We start from the raw sequence: 19692 nt of genomic DNA, 5'->3' as shown, positions 1-19692 counted from the left end.
AAAAACTAAAAGTGCTTACTTGGTCAAATTGCCAAGCAATTGCTCACACTGTGCTTTTAGCGATTTAAGCTCATCTTCATTCATCTTAGAAAGACATAGCATTTCTACTGGCACAGTTTGCGCTTGCTCTTTGAGCTCTACCCCTGCAGGCGTCAGTGTAATAACTCGAACTCGTTCATCTTCAGCACTGCGAGTTCTAAGCACGTAACCTTTCGTTTCCAAGCGCTTAAGTAAAGGCGTCAACGTACCTGAATCCAAATGCGTTTTTGCGCCTAGGGCTTTGACATTTATCTCTTTTTCTTCCCACAGCACCATCATCACAATGTACTGCAAGTAAGTAAGGTCAAGCGCTTTCAGTAAAGGTTGATACGCTCTACTCATTGCATTCGATGCACTATACAGCGCAAAACACACCTGATTATCCAGTTTTAGATAGTCATCTTGGTCGCTCATGATCACCTCACCAATAAATTAAATTGTGCACAATATACTTGCGCGCTCGAATTTTATCAATTAAGCTAGCTTTAAAATTAAGTTGCACACAATCTAATTTTGCACAACTCAAACAAGGACTAAGACAATGACAACACTCTACACAACTTCTGCTACAGCTACTGCAGGTCGTAACGGCCAAGTTTCTACTGATGACAACCTGCTTTCAGTGGCGTTGAGCTATCCTAAAGAGATGGGCGGAACAGGTGAAGCGACAAACCCTGAGCAACTGTTTGCTGCGGGCTACTCTGCGTGTTTCTCAAATGCTCTACTTCATGTAGCTAAAGAGATGAAAATCAAAATCGCATCGGCGCCAACAACTGCAACAGTCGGTATCGGACCAAATGAAAACGGCGGCTTTGCTTTAACTGTTGCTCTATCGATTGAACTGGATCTAGAGCAAGAACAAGCTGTGACGCTTGTGAAAACGGCGCACCAAGTTTGCCCTTACTCAAACGCGGTTCGTGGCAACATTGATGTGAAATTGTCGGTTAACGGACAAGCGCTTTAGCCGCTTCATCCCCCCCTCCAAAAAAAGAAAAAAAAAGTACCCCGCTAAAAAAATGTCCCGCACTAGGCGGGACATTTTTTATATACGATAGAATACTTCTAGCTCTGAACTGCTAGCTCTTAAACGTATTCGAGAGCTCTTTCAGCGATGTTGCCAACTCAGCCTGCTCTTTCGCTGTTGCAGCAATTTGCGTTGCGCCTGTCGTAGATTCTGTCGACTTCTGCTCTACCGCCACAACGTTCTGAGCAATATCTTGAGTCACTACTGCTTGCTCTTCAGTTGCGGTTGCGATCTGCTCTGCCATGCTGAATATTTCGCTCACAGCCCCTGAAATATCTTGCAGGGTCTGCTCTACTCCTCGTGAGTCTTCAACCGCTCTTGAAGACATCTTCTTGCTGTTATCAATCACATTGAACGCTGTTTGCACGTCCGATTGTAGCGAGTTAATGAAGCCTTCAATTTCCGAAGTGGACTGTTGCGTACGCTGAGCCAAAGTACGAACTTCATCGGCTACGACAGCAAAACCACGACCTTGTTCACCAGCTCGAGCGGCTTCAATCGCTGCATTTAACGCTAACAAATTGGTTTGTTCGGCAACAGATTTAATCACATCAATCACACTGTTAATGTTGTTGCTGCTTTCGTGTAGATGAGTGATTTTTTCAGCGAGGCCGTTAATCTCAGAAGCCAAGGTTTCTATCGACTCATAAGATTGTTGAACCGTGCTTAAGCCTTGCTGTGATTGTTCATCAGCGATCTTCGCTGAGCTTGCCGTTTGCTGTGTTTTAGCCGCGACTTCATTCACCGTCGCTGATAGCTCTTCTGTTGCTGTCGCAATCAAGCCAATCTGGTCTTGCTGTTCAACTAAGGTACTTGAGTTGTATTGGCAAGTTTGCGCCGTCTCTTCTGCTGCTGAAGCAAGCGTCAGGCTAGATTGAGATAGGTTATCGATAACTTGAGAAAACTTCTCTAATGTTTCATTAAGCGACGATGAGATTTGACCCAGCTCACTATTACCTTCGTAAGTCGCACGAACGGTTAAGTCATTGTCATTTCGGACTTTAGAAAGCACTCGCGTTAGATCTTTAACTCGAGTCGTTAAATCAGTAATGGCTTTGAAGCTAACAAAAGTTGCGAACAAAGTGATCACAACAAACATCACAATACTGCCCATCATTGCTGATTGAGCTTGCTGAGTTTTCTGATCCGTCAGTGTAATAAGAGACTCTGCTAACTGATTTTCAGTCTTCTTCAGCTGAACAATTCGTGCTGTCGATTGAGCAAACCAATAAACAGGATCGACATCAAAGCCACTCATTTTCGATTCAGCCACATCACGAAGTTTTTCCACTTCAGCCACCGAGCGATCATTCAGTTGTTGTTTAAAGAAATCAACGTTATCTGGGTTACCAAAAACTTCAAAGTTCGCAAAATATGTATTTTGCTCGGTTACCAAAGAGATGAATTTAACCAGCATACCCGGGCCAAATTCATTTTTAGAAAAGGTGTTGTTGAGAACCGCACGTTCGATACCCGCACGCTCTTTGCCTTGTAGAAAATTATAGTAGGCGATAGTTTCTGTCGTGATGGTGGCATCAGTACTTAGCTCAGCAATTAATGCAGATACACTCAATAACTTAGCATTAAGTTTGGTGTAGTAACCTAATGCTTCAGAAAGCGGAATTGATTGAGAATCCACTCTATTGCGAATCGAAGTAATTTGGTTGAGACTTTGGCTGATTTCAGTATTCAGACGCGCGATCTGCGATAAGCCGATTTCTTCAGACTGCCAGTACTCGGTTCTTTGATTACGTTTGCTGTCTGCGTTAATTCTTTGTGCTTTTAGCTCACTGCCAAACTTGTTTCCCTGTGAGCCAATAAAGCCAGCCGTCATACCACGTTCTTTCTGTAACTCGTGCACCAACTCACTGTACACTACCGACAAACGCGTAAGTTGGTTTAATGACGACATTTCACTGGTGGTTTCTACGCCTTTTGAAATGGCAGAAACACTAAGCCATAAAAACCCTAAGATCGGTAAGATAAGCAAAGCGATGATTTTTTGCTTAAATGACATATCGGTTAAATTCATTATTATTTCCCTAACAACTAACAAATCTTCTCAGTCATCGAATTTGGCTTCCTTCTAACGGGTGCGCCTTAATTGTGACTCTATAATTATTCAAGCTGACCTATGTAAACCATGACCTAACTACACAGTTCAGCGCAGAGGACGTTAACATTTAACCTTATAAAACTCATTGGTTTATGAATAAAACTGTTAACTATCTGACTTAACCAGACGAAAAATACGTGTAACAACATTTCTCTGACGCAGTGACTAAAAATTGACACACACTGCATAATCATAAAGTGGTAGACCAGCACTCACTGTGTAACCCTTACCAAGCTGTTCACTCACGAGCATCTATATATTCAGTCTCAAATATGTATACTGCGAGCTTATTAAGTAGAAGCTCGCAGTAAATATGCGACAACAGCTGAGAGGTATTTTTATGGATTGCCCCGCTTGCGAAGAACACATTGGATGGGAATGGGTAGAAGAGGAAGCAATCGAACCCAATGAAGAATTCGATTGCCCAGAGTGCAAAGAAACGCTGATGTACACCATCGATGAAGGTACCTATTACGGCGCACAACATAAAACCGTCGAAGTTGTTGATGATTAGAGTTTTTTATTACCGATTAATGCTATCGATCTTTGCGAGATTGCCAGAGTAACCAGACACTCCTTTACTAGAACGAGTGTTCATCTTAAAATATTGAACATATGTTCAGATTAATGAAGTAGATGTTATGGCCAAGACAGCGAAGTTCGATAGACAAGACGTAGTAGATAAAGCGACTAACCTGTATTGGGAAAAGGGCTTTCACGCAACTTCTATGCGCAATCTACAGGACGTGATTGATATGCGTCCCGGCAGTATTTATGCGGCTTTTGGCAGCAAAGAAGGCTTGTTTAAAGAGACATTGGCTCGCTATACCGAACTCGGCATTCACAATTTGAACCGCTTTCGCAGCGAAACCGACTCTCCAATCAAAGCACTAGAAAACTTCGTAAAACGTGCCGTTGTCGAATCGAAAAAAAGCGCGCCTAACGGCATGTGTATGCTGGCTAAAACAGTAGCTGAACTGACGGATGAGCACGCTGAATTATTAGAAGAAGCCAAGAAATCACTCAAAATAATGGAAGGCGAGTTCGCCAAACTGATTGCCGAAGCGCAAGAACTTGGTGAGATCAGCAAAGAACGCAAACCGACTCAACTTGCTCGCCACGTTCAGGTTCAAATTGCAGGGCTACGCACTTATGCAAAAACCTGCGATGACACAGAACTACTCAACTCAATGGTTGAAGACATCTTCAAGTACCACCCTTTTTAGCAACTGAGCGTATATAGGCTCAGATCTACAAAAAGACGCCCAAGTATTACTACTAATACTTAGGCGTCTTTTTTCTTATTGCTTTTCAGCCAATCTGAAAGCCGATGGCTTTTATACTTTCCTCATAATCAACGCCTGCGCATTAAGCATCGCTTCCTTAGTACTGACATCTAAGGTTTTCACGTTCGCAAAGCGTTCGATCTCTTTAATTGCCACATCATGAGCAAAAATCACCAACCTCGCCCGCTCAATGTCTTTCTGTGTAATGCGATTGCCGATTCCGTTGGCCCCCTGCGTTTCGACTTTAATCCGAACCCCAAGATGATGAGCCGCCTTTTCCAAAGACTTAGCCGCAAGAAACGTATGAGCGACACCAGATGGACAAGAAGTGATCGCCAATACATCCGCTTGTCCTTCTTCCGTTATCGAGCCACCCGTAAACTGATTAGAACTTGCTTCACCTTCGACCACGTTCTTTTTCAGTAGTATCACGATCAGAGCCGTCGTCAGTGCTCCTGCTAATGTCCCGACGATATAGCCAATTTTGCCGTCAACCACCGGCAGCACTATCCAGCCGCCCCATGGTGCATGGTTGATGACATGGAACATAAAGCCAACCACATTACCGACAATGCCACCAGCAACAACAGCGGGCAGAACACGTGCGGGATCAGCTGCTGCAAATGGAATCGCGCCTTCACTGATGCCGATCATTCCCATGATACCGGCGGCTTTTCCGGCTTCACGCTCGTCTCTTTTAAATTTCTTAGGTGATATGAAAGTGGCAAGAGCCATACCTAATGGTGGCGTACAAATGGCAATACCGACGCCGCCCATTAGCCAAGGTTGAGTGTTCACCTGCGTTTGAGCAAACAGCGTCGCCACTTTGTTGATTGGGCCGCCCATATCAAAGGCTGTCATCGCCCCTAAAATACTGCCCAACACCACTTTTCCTGAGCCAGCCATGCCAGTCAGCATTTGGTTCATCTCAAGCATCACATACGCGATAGGAGAGCCAATCACCCACATCACCGCGCCACAGGTAATGAAGGTGCCAACTAAGGGATAAATGAAGATAGAACTCAGCGAGATCATACTGTCAGGGAGTTTGATCTTCTTTAGCAAATTAACCACGAAACCTGCGAAGAATCCGACCACAATGGCACCAAGGAATCCGGTGTTGTATTGATTGACCGCGACCCAAGAGCCAATCATGCCCGGAGCTAAACCCGGTTTGTCAGCCATCGAATACGCGATGTAACCACCGAGTACCGCAGTAAACAGGGTTAACCCCGCGATGCCCATCTGTGCAATGTCAGCAAGCACGCCGCTTTCTGGTACTGCGCCATGACCCGACATCATTACCGACAGAGACAACAGAACCCCACCCGCAACCACGAATGGGATCATGTGTGACGTGCCGTACAGCAGGTGTTCTTTGAGGCGATTAAGAGATTGAGCCCAAGGGCTGAGCGGCTCGACATACACTTCATGATGGCTTGAGGCGTAACTATCGAACGATTCAGAATTCGCTTCGAGAAACAACTCTTGAGCTTCCTCTACCGACTCAACAGCCTTTAATTTTGTAACAAAGTCATCTTCAATCAGTTTGGTCGAGATCTGAGCCAACACCTCGATATGATGGTCATCGTTGTTATCGGGCGAAGCAAGCATGAAGAACACATCAGACAGCTCACCGCCGTCGGCGCCATAATCAATGCCCGTTCGGCTAATCCCAACTGCAACGGCTGGCTTAGCAACCGCAGTGCTTTTCGCGTGTGGAATGGCAATACCATCGTCAAAACCTGTATTACCGATGGCCTCACGCTTCCAGATATCATCAAGGAACTCACTTTTATTGGAGAGCTTACCTGCGCGGTCAAGCAGTTCGACAAGCTCTTCAAATACCGCCTGTTTTGAGTCTGCCTTTAAATCCAGACAGATAATCTCCGGCTCTATAATGTCAGTGATGTCCATGTGCTGCCTCGTCCGAGTACCAATTTAGGTAAATGAGATAAAGAGGTTAATAATATGAAAAGACTAACGAGGCAAGGCCGCTCGATATATAGGACGAAAGGTGCATTGACTGGATAATTGTAACCAAGAAGCAAGAGTGTGATGTTCACCTTTGAATTAAAAACGGGAATCCATAAACTTCCTAGATTCAGATAGTCCCATCGATCCAAGTAAACTGTCGATCTAAGCACACCGAGAATAATAATGAGAATTGTAGCGGTAACTGCGTGCCCTACAGGCATTGCGCACACCTATATGGCAGCTGATGCACTAAATAAAACAGCCCCAAAATTCAATGTTTCAATCAAGGTTGAGACTCAAGGCGCTATGGGGATTGAAAACTTACTGACAGGCCAGGATATTACCCTCGCAGACAAAGTGTTGATCGTCTCTGATATCGACATCGAACAACCAAGTCGATTTGACCCAGCGAAAACCGTATTCATTCCAATGGAAGAGGTGTTATTGAGTGTCGATAAAGTCTTTATCAAGCATTGTCGAACTTAAACCTTTCATGAATGAATATCAGATCACCTTCTTCGTTGACGATCCTGCCGCGAACTCACACGTCGCGCAGCCGTTGACTCGTTTAGCGAAGAAGTTCAAAAGCAACATCCGCATTATCAACATCACTCAAAATCGAACCGCTGATCTCTCCAAATCTGTCGCGATGTTACAAGTGGGTTTACTCCGGGGGGATTTATGCCAGATAACCGCAGTAGGTATTGATGCTGAACTCGCATGTTTTGTAATAAAAGACGTGATTGCTGAGCATTACGACATGGTTGGCTCACAAGTGAATCATGAGTTCTCGAACGATTTAATCCAGCGTATGCCGCAGATATGCCCGCCTTGTGACATAAAGTGGCACCACGCTAAAGCGCAAACTCAACTGACAAAATTTGAGTGCTTGAAAGGGCTCGCTCACCTCGTTTATCCAGAAGACCCAGATGAGCTGATTTTGGCTTTCATTAAGCGAGAAGAACGCTCTTCAACCTGCGTGTCACCAGGTATCGCACTGCCCCATGTGATGTTTGAATCTACTCAAGATCTCTCGATCGCGGTCATCGTCAGTGACAATCCGATTGACTGGGCATCTCAAATTGGCCAAGTACACGTAGCTATCGCTTTAGTACTGCCAACCAAGCCGCAACTTGAACACATTGTGGCGGCTACCAACCTAACTAGAAACCTACTTCACGATCAGGTCAACGAGCGTTTGCAAAAGACTCGAAGCAGTGTCGATTTACAAGCCTTGCTGATGTATATCTCATCTCGCCTGCTGTAAGGCTACTCACTCCAAAAGACGGCTCAACAACAAAATACGCTCCGACTTAAAAAGACGGCTTAACTAAATAGAACCACGATATTCAGTCGGCGTTCTACCGGTGCGATTCTTAAATACTCGACAGAAGTAGTTCACATCCTTAAAGCCGCAACGTAATGCCACTTCATTGAGCTTGAAGTTGTACTTCTTGAGCATGAATTTGGCGCGGTCGACACGGACTCGGGTGATGTATTCTGCCAGCGTCATGTGGCCTTGTTGACGGAACGTTCGCGACAAGTGATTGGATGAAATACTAAAGCGTGAGGCAATGCTGTCTCGGGTGATCTGGCGGTGGAAGTTCTCTTGAATGTAGATACAAATCCCTTGATACACATCCTGTACTCGGCTATGAGATTTTTCTACGGGCGCTTCCAGCATGGTTTTACTGTATTGCAGTAGAGCTTGCAGCAATAACTCGTCCATCGGCTGCTTGTTACTCTCTCTCGCTAACGAGCTAAGCGCCTCCAAAATATTATCAATCGCAAAACCAGAGCGAGTCTGAATACTGTGCTTTTGAATATCGTAAAAGCTCTCCTCGCCTTTGCGCTTGCTCACCAAGCTTAAACCAAGCTGACGACGACCAAACAACATGCTCAACACCGAGCAGTCTGTATCCCAGTTTGGCTTGTTCCAGCAGTTGGGTGGGATGAAAATCGCGTCTCCGGCTTTGGCGATAACGTTGGTTATTTTGCGATCATGACTCTCCATTTCATTAATATACTCTCCGTCTAGCACCAGCTCTAAACGTGGAAAGTTCACCTGATAACTGCATGCTGAAGGCGTGTGAAAATCTCCAGCAAACCAGATGTTATGAAACGGTTCTCGCTCATTTAATACAGACGAGATTAAGTCATGAAATATCATTATTCGAACTCTAATGGGCAGCAATAAGGCTACGGGAATAGATATACCCCTTAGTGAAACATAGCGCTATTGAGCAAAATCACAATTTGAGATCTAGGCTACAAAAATCCAGTCACGGAAATAAATTTCCAGTAACGAAACTGACCTAGAACGTTCCTGCTCTAATAAACAAATACGCTGCATCCCTTATAAATAAAAGCCTCAACACATCTTAAACTCTGTCAACACCGCCCTTAAAACAGCCACTCGACTGATCAAAATCACACTCCACTTATAACGCAACAATCATCCAGTAAATGCGTTTTTTCTTCACTACAGAAGGTAAGCCGTAGATTCCAGAATACCCCTAACAAAATAAAAACAGAGTAGGGGTTCATTATGATCACGACATTGATCAATCAAGATTTGATTAAGCTTTCGCTTAGCGCTAATTCAAAAGAAGACGTATTTAAAGAGCTGATAGACGTGCTGTACGCACAAGGCAGAATCTCAGACAAAGCACAGTTTCTTGCCGACATTAAGGCGCGTGAAGAACAAGGTAATACAGGGTTTGAAGAGGGCATTGCCCTGCCACATGCGAAAAGCAGCGCGGTGATCAAACCTGCAGTTGTTATCGGCGTCCACAAGCAGGGTATCGAGTACGGCGCCGATGACGGTCAGCCATCAAAACTCTTCTTCATGATCGCGTCTCCAGATGGCGGCGATGATCACCACATCGAAGTATTGGCAGAGCTTTCTTCAAAACTGATTGAAGAAGGCTTTATCGAAAGCTTCATGAATGCTCAATCTGAACAAGAAGCATTAGAACTACTGCTTACCAAACCTGAGCCATCAGAAACGGAAACCAACGTTGAGAAACAAGGCTTCATCATTGGTGTGACAGGCTGCCCAGCTGGCGTTGCACACACTTATTTGGCAGCCGAAGCGCTAGAGAAAGGCGCGGCGACTCTTGGCTACGACATCAAGGTCGAAACTAACGGTTCTATTGGTGTTAAAAACAGCCCGACTCAAGAAGAGATCGAACGTGCAGACGCGATTGTCGTGGCTTGTGATAAACAGGTCGACATGGCTCGCTTCGCCGGAAAACGTGTCATTAGCACTAACGTAAAAGCACCAATCAAAGACGCACAAGGCTTGATTAAGCAAGCGCTCAACGCACCTAGTTACCAAGCTGAACAAGCGCCGACCAACCAATCTGTTGCAGAGAAAGCCTCGCAAGCGCGTTCAGACCTTTATCGTTACTTGATGAATGGCGTATCTCACATGATCCCATTCGTAGTCACTGGCGGCCTTTTGATTGCGCTTGCACTGGCGATTGGCGGCGAGCCAAGTGAATCAGGCATGGCTATTCCTGCTGGCAGCATGTGGAACCAAATCCTAGAAGTGGGCGTGGTTGCTTTCACATTGATGATCCCAATCTTGGCGGGCTACATTGCTTACGCGATTGCTGACCGCCCTGCCCTAACCCCTGGCCTTATCGGTGGTTGGATTGCTAACAACGGCTCTTTCTATGGCGCTGACGCAGGTACAGGCTTCATTGGCGCAATCATCGCAGGTCTATTAGTGGGTTACTTCGTTAAATGGATTACGTCGTTTAACTACCACAAGTTCGTTCAACCGCTTGTGCCGATCATGATCGCTCCGATCACTGGTTCTCTATTCATCGCAGGCCTGTTCATTTTTGTTATCGGCGCACCTATCGCAGGGCTGATGGATGCTCTTACTGCACTACTAACGAGCATGAGCACAGGCAACGTAGTTCTGCTTGGTATTGTCCTTGGTGGCATGGCCGGTTTCGATATGGGCGGCCCGTTCAACAAGGTGGCGTTCCTATTCTCGGTCGGCATGATTGCCAGCGGTCAAACTCAATTCATGGGTGCAATGGCGTGTGCAATTCCTGTCGCTCCATTAGGCATGGCTATCGCAACCAGACTTGGCCGTAAGTTCGACCTGTTCGAATCTTCTGAAATTGAAGCAGGTAAAGCAGCAGGCGCGATGGGCTTAGTGGGTATCTCTGAAGGTGCGATTCCTTTCGCAGCTCAAGATCCAATGTCGGTTATCCCTGCCAACGTACTTGGCTCAATGACAGCGGCTGTTATGGCGTTCTCATTTGGTATCACCAACAGCGTTGCGCACGGTGGTCCAGTAGTCGCTCTACTTGGCGCTATGAACTACCCAATGCTAGCACTGCTGTGCATGGCATCTGGCGCGGGCGTAACTGCGGTTACTTGTATCGCGCTTAAAAATCTACGTAAAGCCAAGTTAACAACAGCAGCGGCTTAAGCCATTTCAACTCCAATGGCTTGAGGCCTTCTACTCTGCTTCTTTAGTCGCTAATACTTTAGTTGCTAGTTTTTTACTAATGAATAAGTCGAGTAGAGCTCAAGCCATGTTTCCCTTCATGGTGATTTCGATGTCTGATTTTTCTTTAGCGAACGACTCGTTCGTACAACGCTTTTTCTACCCTATGACTAACGTGATTCAAAACTACGCATGGGGTAGCCCTTCTTCGTTTAGCCACCTGTTTGGTATTGATAACCAATCAGGTGAGCCACAAGCGGAGATCTGGATGGGCGCTCACCCGAATGGCTGCTCAATGGTGAACGACAACGGGCAGCAGACCACATTGTCTAGCTTGATTTCTAAGAACCTAAACCTGTTTCTAAGTGAGAAAGTCGCGAGCCGTTTTGGTGAACTTCCGTATCTGTTTAAGGTGTTAGCAGCAGAGAAAGCGCTGTCTGTTCAAGTACACCCGAACAAGCAACAAGCGGAATCTGGATATGCACTAGAAGAGCAACAAGGCATTCCAATGACAGCGGGTAACCGTAACTACAAGGATCCTAATCACAAGCCAGAACTGGTGTATGCATTAACCGACTACACCGCGATGAATGGTTTTAGATCAATCAGCGAGATTCTTGAGCACTTCCATTACCTTGATATTCCTGAGTTGCATTCGATGGTCAATGACCTAGAGGGCGACCAAACTCCCAATGGATTAGCGAGCTTCTTCGCGAGCTTATTGTCTTTGCAAGGAGAACAAAAAGGCATGGCGCTGACCATGTTGCTGGTGAAGGCGAAGCTTTCAGATACACCTGTATTCCAATTGATTTCAGAACTGGAAGATCAATACCCAGGTGATGTCGGCCTGTTTGCTCCGCTGTTATTGAACGTGATTACCCTAAAGCCGGGGCAAGCCATGTATCTAGACGCTGAGACTCCCCATGCTTACATCAAGGGTACAGGCTTAGAAATCATGGCGAACTCAGACAATGTGCTGCGTGCCGGGTTAACGCCTAAGTACATGGACGTGAACGAACTGGTTTCTTGTACTCGATTTAATGAAAAGCCTGCGGATAGATTATTGCTCAGCCCGATTGAGCAAGGTGATGTGATGGAATACCAAATTCCAGTCGAAGATTTTAAGTTCTCTATCGTGCAAAACTCACATCAACGACAGATCACGACCGAAGGTGCCGAGATCCTGTTGCCACTCGACGAATCTATGGTGCTCACTCATCAATGTGGTGAAACCTGCGTGATAGAGAAAGGCCAGTCGGTGTTTATTCCTGCTTATGCTGAGAGTTACAAACTGGACTGCTTTGGACGTGTGGCGCGCGCTTACAGCTAGCTCCATCACCACTAATCACACGCTATCTATGCCCTGCTGTTGCGGGGCATTTTTGTTTCTGATGAGACCAGTCGGCGTATCAAAAACGCCATCAAATATGACCTATCTCACACTGCATTAATGATGCAAATCACACTTAATTTTGCTGGATACAAATGTACAGTGAAGGGCTTTTATTTGCTATTTCGCGAATCGGGTTAATCCATTAATTTTAATTCAAGAACTTCAATAGTGAATGAGTTAATAAATGATCACACAGCTAACTAACGTCAACTTAATTAATAACAACCTTCAAGCGAATAATAAAAAAGAACTGTTTGAAGAATTGGCAAGCATGTTATTTGAAAACAATCGAATCAGTAATAAAGAAGCCTTCTTGGCAGACATCGAAATTCGTGAATCTCAAAGCATTACCTCAATGGACGGTATCGCTTATCCGCACTCAAAAAGCAAGGCTGTCACTGAGCCAGCAATCGCTGTCGGTGTTAAGCGTGAAGGCATTGAGTATGGCGATGAAGACGGCATCAACCCAACCGTATTTTTTATGATCGCATCACCAGACAACGGTGCTGACCATCATATTTATGTACTACAAGAACTGTTTGGAAAATTCAGCGATGAATTTATCCAGAATATCCATAACGCAAAAGATGAACATCAAATCCTTAATATTTTAATTAATTCATAAGGCGTAGAAAATTATGAGTACCCTAGCAAATCAAGCTACCAATACTAGCAATAAAAATAGTAGTAGCGACTATAAAAAAATCCTCAGTACCATGAAAGGCCATCTGCTTTTCGGTACATCACACATGCTGCCTTTCATCGTAGCCGGTGGTGTTCTATTGGCTTTAGCGGTAATGGCATCAGGCAAAGGTGCTGTACCTGCAGACGGCCTGCTAGCAGACATCTCTAATATCGGTATCAAAGGCCTTGTTCTTTTCCCAATCATTCTTGGCGGCTTTATTGGTTACTCAATTGCAGATAAACCAGCACTGGCACCTGCGATGATCTCTTCTGGCATCATGGCTGACATGGGCGGCGGCTTCCTTGGTTGTATCGTGGCTGGCTTTATCGCCGGTGGCGTGGTGTTCCAACTTAAGAAGATCCCGCTTTCTACCAACATGACTGCGCTAGGTGCTTACTTTATCTACCCGCTTCTAGGCACGTTAATCTCTGCCGGCATCGTACTGTGGGGCATTGGTGAGCCAATCAAACTGTTCATGTCTTCAATGAACGAGTTCCTAGCTTCAATGGCTGGCGCGTCTAAGATGGTTCTGGGCACAATCCTTGGTGGTATGACGGCGTTTGATATGGGCGGCCCTATCAACAAAGTAGCAACGCTATTTGCTCAAACTCAAGTAGACACTCAACCTTGGTTAATGGGCGGTGTAGGCATCGCGATTTGTACACCACCTCTAGGTATGGCATTGGCGACTTTCCTATTCAAAAACAAGTTCTCTAAACAGGAGCAAGAAGCAGGTAAAGCAGCAGCAATCATGGGTTCTATCGGTATCTCTGAAGGTGCTATCCCATTCGCAGCAAACGACCCAATGCGTGTACTTCCTTCAATCGTTGCCGGTGGTATCGTGGGCTGTGTATTCGGCTTCATGACAGACGTTCTACTGCACGCACCGTGGGGCGGCCTAATCACTGCGCCAGTATCAAGCAACATTCCAATGTACGTCGTCGGTATTGCGCTAGGTTCACTGACAACAGCGGTTATCGTTGGTTTTTGGAAACCTGTAGCGGTTGAAACCGAAGAAGACATGGTTGAAGCGCCAGTACAAGCTCAAACAGCTCCTGTAGCAGGCGAAGGCGAGTACGACATCGTAGCCGTAACATGTTGCCCTTCTGGTGTTGCACACACCTTCATGGCAGCGAAAGCACTGGAAAAAGCAGGCTTAGCAGCAGGCCTTAAGATTAAGGTAGAAACTCAAGGTCAAAACGGTATTCAGAACCGCATCACCGACCTAGATGTAGCGAACGCGAAGCTAGTTATCTTGGCTCACGATATTCAAGTGAAAGACGCTCACCGCTTTGCTAACGCGAACGTGATTGAGTGTTCAACCAAGGAAGCGATGAAGAAAGCCGCGGACATGGTGGCTATTTAAAGCCTGAAACAAGTTAGAAGATAAAATTACTACCCCCTAGTAACTAAAATCCCCATTCGCCTTGTCAGCGAATGGGGATTTTATATTTATATAATGTTCAAAGCTTTTTACTGCTTGATATAAAGATCCTTAGAATAGATTCGGCCTTCAACGTTATTCTTCGCAAAGCCACCGACACTTGGTCGCACTAGGCGAGCTTGCATGTAGTAGTAGATTGGCGCGATCGGCATGTCTTCAGCCAGTAACTGCTCCGCTTGGTCATAGAAACCTTGGCGTTCTTGCTCATTAGTTGCAGCCAATGCGCTATCCATTGCTGAGTCGTACTTTTCGTTGTTGTAACGAGCAAAGTTGCCTGAAGATTCAGAACGCAGAAGGCTTAAGAAGGTCGACGCTTCATTGTAATCACCACACCAAGATGCTCGCATCACATCAAAATCACCTTGGCGACGTGATACTAAGTAAGACTTCCACTCTTGGTTTTCCAACTCAACTTGCGCGCCTAGGTTACTTTTCAGCATGGATGCAATCGCCACCGCAATCGACTTATTCGATTCACTGGTGTTGTAAAGCAATTTAAAATCTAACGGGTTAGAAGCATCGTATCCGGCTTCTTTCAGCAACTCTTTCGCCTTTTGGTCACGGTCCCTTTGAATCCATGTACTGTACTCAGGTTGAGTGGCATCAAAACCTGCCGTGTATTCATGAGCAAAGGTATAAGCCGGTAAGTTACCTACTTGAGTCACGCCATTAGTAATCACATTACGCATCATGGAATAAGACACCGCTTTACGCACTCGCGCATCATCAAACGGAGGGCGCGTGGTATTGAACGCGTAATAGTATGTACACAATAAAGGTACCGCTGTATACGCGTCTTGATATTTCATTTTTAGCTGCTGCGCCATGTGTGTCGGCACATCAGACGTAATATCGACCTCGCCCACCGCATAGCGATTAATCGACGCATTCTGGTTCTCAAACGGAATGTAAGTCACTTGGGTTAAGTGCGTATCTGAACTGTCCCAATAATTAGGGTTCTTCTCCAGTTCAATGCGCTCGTTAACCACCCACTCGCCTAAAACAAACGCACCATTGCCAACAAACTGCTTAGGATCGCTCCACGGCTTATCGCTGTTTTCTAGCGTTGCCTTGTGAACGGGCATCATTGAAGTATGGCCTGTCATCGCCACAAAGTATGGCACTTGGCTATCGAGTTCGAATTTCACCGTATGCTTATCAACAGCCGAGATACCGAGCTCTTCAACGGGCTTCTTACCTTCAGCTACATCAGCGATGTTGTTGATTTGAGTAAGCTTGAGATACCACACATTTGGCGAAGCGAGTTTCGGGTCAACCGCGCGTCTTATCGCATACACGAAATCATCGGCTGTCACCGGATCGCCATTCGACCATTGCGCATCTTTACGCAAGTGGAATACAAACGTCTGGTTGTCTTCGGTTTCCCAAGATTCCGCGACACCTGGAGTGATGTTGCCATCGCGATCTTGGATCACTAAACCTTCAAACAGGTCACGTAGAATGTGCATTTCAGGCAAGCCTTCTGCCTTTGCCGGATCGAGTGTCGCAGCTTCTGCATCATTGGCTCGCACCAAATGTTGGTCTTTTGCCAGTGAAACACCAGCAGGTAAGGTTTCAGCAACGGCAGTCACTGAGATAAAAGGGGTCAATAAAGATGAAATGAGTAAAGCCGTTGAATGTTTCTTAAAATCCATGTTTTTTTGCTCTCCTAGCCTATCTTTGAAGCAAAGTAATAAAATTAACAATGCGACGGTTGACGAGTTTTGACGCTATGGTTTATTTAATAGAAGTCATCTAAATAGTAGTGACTATTTGATAGTACTTGATCAATCAGGAGATTAAGGTGAGTTTAATTCCAAGAACGGAAAGAGCTGCGTTTTCGATAAAGCCGCTGTCATATGGAAAATCGGTGTTGGGTGCGCCTTTGCTCTATTTCCCCGCACAAGTAGAAAGCGAATCTCGCGGGCTGATTTTAGCGGGCACACACGGCGATGAAACCGCTTCTATCGCGGGTTTATCTTGCGCCCTGAGAAGCTTGCCTGCCGCCAACTTACGACACGATATGATCTTATCGATGAACCCAGACGGCAATCAACTAGGCACTCGCGCTAACGCCAATCAAGTCGATTTAAACCGCGCCTTTCCAACTCAAAACTGGACAGAAAATGGCACCGTCTATCGCTGGAGTTCTCACACCCCTGTCAGAGATGTAAAAGTGAAAACGGGACAAGCCAACCAACTTGAACCTGAAGTGCAGTCGCTCATCAACCTCATCGAACAGCGTAAGCCTAAATTCGTCATATCTTTCCACGAACCACTCGCCATGGTCGACGACCCAACTCAATCAGAACTCGCCACTTGGCTAGGCAAACAGTTCAACCTACCGCTCGTTGAAGACGTCGACTACGAAACCCCAGGCTCATTCGGCACTTGGTGCCAAGAAAAAAACCAACCGTGTATTACCGTAGAACTACCGCCCGTTTCAGCGGATTTGACTATCGAACAGTATTTGGAGGCGTTTGTGGCAGTGTTGGGGTGTGAGGGGATTGGTTAGACAAAAACGTTTTAGGTGTGTTGCTCTAAACCGTTTCGATCAGGTTAGAAAAAGTATGTTGAATACCTTGAGCGTCTGTATGGCTGTTTATTGCTAAAGATTTACTTTTTGCCTACAAATTTTTATTCAGCCATTTCATCGTATGATCTCGCATGTCGTTGGAAAAGTAATGCGATTCATCAGCTAAATTGAACTCAATTTCAGTATTGTTTTTATCGTATTTACTCTTCACTTTTTCATAAAAATCCTTCGCGAAATTGGCAGGAACCCAATCATCTTTATCACCATTTATGATCAACATAGGGCGACTTTCATTTTCTATAAGGTACAAACATGGATCAATCTCTGCCATATATCTAATAGCTAACTTCTCGTCATCACTAAGAATCTTATTAATTGAATCGGCTTCTAAAGCGAACTTCTCCAAGCCGACAAAGTCAGGAGAGCCGATAATTGATACCGCAACTTTAATTCGTTTATTTTGGGTCAAAGAATAAAATGTGGACATTGCCCCCATAGAGATACCCACAACCGCAATCCTCGATGGATCAATTCTCATATCTTCCTGATAATGCTCAATGAGTGTATTTATATCGTCTGAATTCTGCTTGATAACCCCCGTCATTCTTTTGATAAATCTCGAATGGCTGCTAGCGTTTTGAGCATTACCATCATCTCTTTCGCCGTGTTTATCTGCATCAAAGCAGATAACAGAATAACCCTGAAGAGCTAAATTTAAAGCTAGATTAGAGCCTTCATATTTATCATTGCTCCAACCGTGGCAGATGATGACTAAAGGATTATTTACCGACTCTTTTTTACAATAGAGCAGATATGTAATCTCACAGACCTTACTTTTTTCTACTACAACACCTTCCATGAACACTCCATATTTTTCAATATATTAGTTTACGAGTACCATAAACAGTCAGACTTCAGAAAACACTAACGCTGATTAGACGAAAAATTATCGTCTTTTATCTTTCCATAGTGCAACTTAATGCGCATAAATTCAATTAACAACCAACAGCTTAAGTCACATGATGAGAATTTTGGTTTGCCAAGTGTCACCTATTGACAGAGATTCTGATTTACCAGTTAGCTCGGATAAGTCTTAGTAGTGCAAACTCAGATTAACAGCATATGAATGAGTAAAAGGTCTATCAAATAATGGGGCACTTTTGAGCTAGAAAGTGCCACGGGTAAAAATTCGACCTATGAAGGTTCTGGACTTAGATGAACCAGCAGTGATGCTGGCTTTTAAGAAAAACAAGGTAACGTTAAGCAAACACTCGCAATCGATGCCCATCAGGGTCTAACGCAACAAAATTGATACCATATACAGACTCTTCGGACTCTTGAGCAAAATTCACTCCTTGCTCTTTCCATTTTTCAAATAAGGCATCTAACTCGGTGCTGTTAATTGCAGGGACAGAAAGTTCAGTCCCGCCACCTCGAACTAAACTACTTGGCGTAAGTGTATCAGTTTGTTTTAGAGTGATTTTTACGTTTTCAGCAAACTCGACTACCGCAAAGGTTGGCGATAAAAGCTTAGGTTCACACTCAAAGACTTTCTTATAAAAGGTCATGCTGAGTTGGATGTTTTCAACATAAAGAACAATAGAATCAATAGTTAACATGGTTGTAAATCTTCATTTTCGAAATGGATGAACTAAGTGTAACCACAAGTACTGACAGTTTTTGTCAGTAACGAAAGCACTTTTGTCCGATGCCCTCCAAAGCTTCCCATTCAGTTAGTAAAGTATGACGAGAACGCTCGTATTTAGGCTCAAGTTGTAAAAATGATTGAATTCTATCAAGTCTAAAATTACGGTAATCGTTCCGTGTTTCGCACCATGCAACCAAGATATTGTGTTGCTCAAACATACCTATAAGTATTGGCCACACAACCCTCTTGCTGATAGCACCTTTAGCGTCTTCGTAAAGAATTTCTGCTTTATGCTCTTTTTTTATCGTTGCTTTTAACTCAGCCAGCTTAACCATCACCTTTGGTGCTTTGATAATTGAAGCAACTCTGATGACGCTCTCAGTATGCTTAGCTTCATGATCAGAAGGCAACACAGCTGAAATCTTAGCAAGTGCATCAATGGCAGCTTCGTTAAATTCTCCGTTTGCTTGCTTTACCACCCATTCAACTCCTAACTTAAGGGCTTCAAGCTCTTCTAAGCTAAACATCATCGGTGGCAAATCGAAGCTCGGTTTTAAAATGTAACCAAGCCCAGCTTCCCCCTCGATCTCTGCGCCTTGCGATTGCAAAGTTGCTATATCTCGATAGATTGTTCTTACACTAACATCTAGCTTATTTGCTAGACCCTCAGCTGAGACTGGATATTTATAGCGTCGAAGAAGTTGGAGTAAATCTAGGAGGCGTTGACTTCGTGACATAGCAAGAATCCATAAAATAAAGAACAGGTATAATGCACTAAAAGCGAATCAACTGATCGTTCAAGAAAAATATGAGTGGACGACGTAAATGATTTAATTGAGTTAAATAGTTCACTTCCTTGACTCTCGAAGCACGGAATTGGGCACTTTTGAGCTAGAAAGTGCCACGGGTAAAAATTCAACCTATGAAGGTTCTGGACAATTTCCGTGTCAGTGGCTTTTCTAAATTAGCAAATGATGAATAACTGTCAACGCCAGTTTAAAATTGACCCACTTATCGGCGTTATCGCCGAAGTAAAACTGACCCACCCACGTAATTAACTTCTACTTTCAGAT

The 19692-nt window shown here is 44.7% G+C and carries 18 protein-coding genes; 10 read left to right on the top strand and 8 right to left on the bottom strand.

Annotated features, from left to right (window positions below):
- Nucleotides 1–15: 15 nt before the first annotated feature.
- On the bottom strand, nt 16–453 hold the full coding sequence (locus AB6D80_RS10740) for a MarR family winged helix-turn-helix transcriptional regulator (protein WP_029223898.1): 438 nt from the start codon (nt 451–453) through the stop codon (nt 16–18).
- Between the two features lie 127 nt (nt 454–580).
- Here AB6D80_RS10740 and AB6D80_RS10735 point away from each other — a divergent pair, with 127 nt between their 5' ends.
- The gene (locus AB6D80_RS10735; RefSeq protein ID WP_012601111.1) at nt 581–1003 is read left to right on the top strand and encodes an organic hydroperoxide resistance protein; all 423 of its coding nucleotides are present in this window, start codon (nt 581–583) and stop codon (nt 1001–1003) included.
- 112 nt (nt 1004–1115) lie between these two features.
- On the opposite strand, the gene AB6D80_RS10730 is transcribed toward AB6D80_RS10735, so the two are convergent.
- A complete protein-coding gene (locus AB6D80_RS10730; RefSeq protein ID WP_102250183.1) occupies nt 1116–3095 on the bottom strand; it encodes a methyl-accepting chemotaxis protein in 1980 nt (659 codons plus the stop codon).
- 424 nt (nt 3096–3519) lie between these two features.
- Here AB6D80_RS10730 and AB6D80_RS10725 point away from each other — a divergent pair, with 424 nt between their 5' ends.
- Both AB6D80_RS10725 and AB6D80_RS10720 read left to right on the top strand, forming a co-directional pair.
- Nucleotides 3520–3693: a hypothetical protein gene (locus AB6D80_RS10725; RefSeq protein ID WP_012601113.1), complete on the top strand. Its 174-nt coding sequence runs from the start codon at nt 3520–3522 to the stop codon at nt 3691–3693.
- Nucleotides 3694–3820: 127 nt separating this feature from the next.
- Nucleotides 3821–4405: a TetR/AcrR family transcriptional regulator gene (locus tag AB6D80_RS10720; RefSeq protein ID WP_017103505.1), complete on the top strand. Its 585-nt coding sequence runs from the start codon at nt 3821–3823 to the stop codon at nt 4403–4405.
- A gap of 111 nt (nt 4406–4516) precedes the next feature.
- On the opposite strand, the gene AB6D80_RS10715 is transcribed toward AB6D80_RS10720, so the two are convergent.
- On the bottom strand, nt 4517–6382 hold the full coding sequence (locus AB6D80_RS10715) for a fructose-specific PTS transporter subunit EIIC (protein WP_372188478.1): 1866 nt from the start codon (nt 6380–6382) through the stop codon (nt 4517–4519).
- Nucleotides 6383–6625: 243 nt separating this feature from the next.
- Between AB6D80_RS10715 and AB6D80_RS10710 the strand changes: the two genes are divergently transcribed.
- Nucleotides 6626–6928 carry a PTS fructose transporter subunit IIB gene (locus AB6D80_RS10710; RefSeq protein ID WP_009846233.1) on the top strand — a complete coding sequence of 101 codons (303 nt, stop codon included), beginning with the start codon at nt 6626–6628 and terminating at the stop codon, nt 6926–6928.
- A gap of 7 nt (nt 6929–6935) precedes the next feature.
- On the top strand, nt 6936–7709 hold the full coding sequence (locus tag AB6D80_RS10705; RefSeq protein ID WP_017097648.1) for a PTS sugar transporter subunit IIA: 774 nt from the start codon (nt 6936–6938) through the stop codon (nt 7707–7709).
- Nucleotides 7710–7772: 63 nt separating this feature from the next.
- Here AB6D80_RS10705 and AB6D80_RS10700 read toward each other — a convergent pair whose 3' ends face one another.
- Nucleotides 7773–8612, bottom strand: coding sequence for a helix-turn-helix transcriptional regulator (locus tag AB6D80_RS10700; protein WP_372188477.1), 840 nt, complete (start codon nt 8610–8612; stop codon nt 7773–7775).
- A 378-nt stretch (nt 8613–8990) separates the two neighbouring features.
- Between AB6D80_RS10700 and AB6D80_RS10695 the strand changes: the two genes are divergently transcribed.
- The 4 genes from AB6D80_RS10695 (at nt 8991) to AB6D80_RS10680 (ending at nt 14357) form a co-directional block, all read left to right on the top strand.
- Nucleotides 8991–10895 (top strand): fructose-specific PTS transporter subunit EIIC, encoded by a 1905-nt coding sequence (locus AB6D80_RS10695; protein ID WP_372188475.1) that lies wholly within the window; start codon nt 8991–8993, stop codon nt 10893–10895.
- Between the two features lie 130 nt (nt 10896–11025).
- Complete coding sequence (manA, locus tag AB6D80_RS10690; RefSeq protein ID WP_372188473.1) at nt 11026–12243, top strand: mannose-6-phosphate isomerase, class I; 1218 nt, start codon at nt 11026–11028, stop codon at nt 12241–12243.
- 247 nt (nt 12244–12490) lie between these two features.
- A complete protein-coding gene (locus AB6D80_RS10685) occupies nt 12491–12931 on the top strand; it encodes a PTS sugar transporter subunit IIA (protein ID WP_076667127.1) in 441 nt (146 codons plus the stop codon).
- Between the two features lie 13 nt (nt 12932–12944).
- Entirely contained in the window at nt 12945–14357 is a 1413-nt protein-coding gene (locus tag AB6D80_RS10680; protein ID WP_372188470.1) for a fructose-specific PTS transporter subunit EIIC, read from the top strand.
- A gap of 107 nt (nt 14358–14464) precedes the next feature.
- On the opposite strand, the gene AB6D80_RS10675 is transcribed toward AB6D80_RS10680, so the two are convergent.
- On the bottom strand, nt 14465–16090 hold the full coding sequence (locus tag AB6D80_RS10675; protein ID WP_029223003.1) for an ABC transporter substrate-binding protein: 1626 nt from the start codon (nt 16088–16090) through the stop codon (nt 14465–14467).
- A gap of 158 nt (nt 16091–16248) precedes the next feature.
- Here AB6D80_RS10675 and mpaA point away from each other — a divergent pair, with 158 nt between their 5' ends.
- Entirely contained in the window at nt 16249–16950 is a 702-nt protein-coding gene (gene mpaA / locus AB6D80_RS10670) for a murein tripeptide amidase MpaA (protein WP_241810816.1), read from the top strand.
- Between the two features lie 112 nt (nt 16951–17062).
- On the opposite strand, the gene AB6D80_RS10665 is transcribed toward mpaA, so the two are convergent.
- From AB6D80_RS10665 to AB6D80_RS10655, 3 genes are all read right to left on the bottom strand, one after another.
- Nucleotides 17063–17830: a S9 family peptidase gene (locus AB6D80_RS10665; protein WP_017103497.1), complete on the bottom strand. Its 768-nt coding sequence runs from the start codon at nt 17828–17830 to the stop codon at nt 17063–17065.
- A 400-nt stretch (nt 17831–18230) separates the two neighbouring features.
- Complete coding sequence (locus tag AB6D80_RS10660) at nt 18231–18590, bottom strand: VOC family protein (RefSeq protein WP_017102650.1); 360 nt, start codon at nt 18588–18590, stop codon at nt 18231–18233.
- 64 nt (nt 18591–18654) lie between these two features.
- Complete coding sequence (locus AB6D80_RS10655; RefSeq protein ID WP_016767837.1) at nt 18655–19356, bottom strand: YafY family protein; 702 nt, start codon at nt 19354–19356, stop codon at nt 18655–18657.
- Nucleotides 19357–19692 lie beyond the last annotated feature (336 nt).

Source organism: Vibrio sp. 10N.247.310.17 (assembly GCF_041466605.1).
Classification (GTDB): Bacteria; Pseudomonadota; Gammaproteobacteria; order Enterobacterales; family Vibrionaceae; genus Vibrio; species Vibrio tasmaniensis_A.
This window is presented reverse-complemented; position numbering and strand designations above follow the sequence as displayed.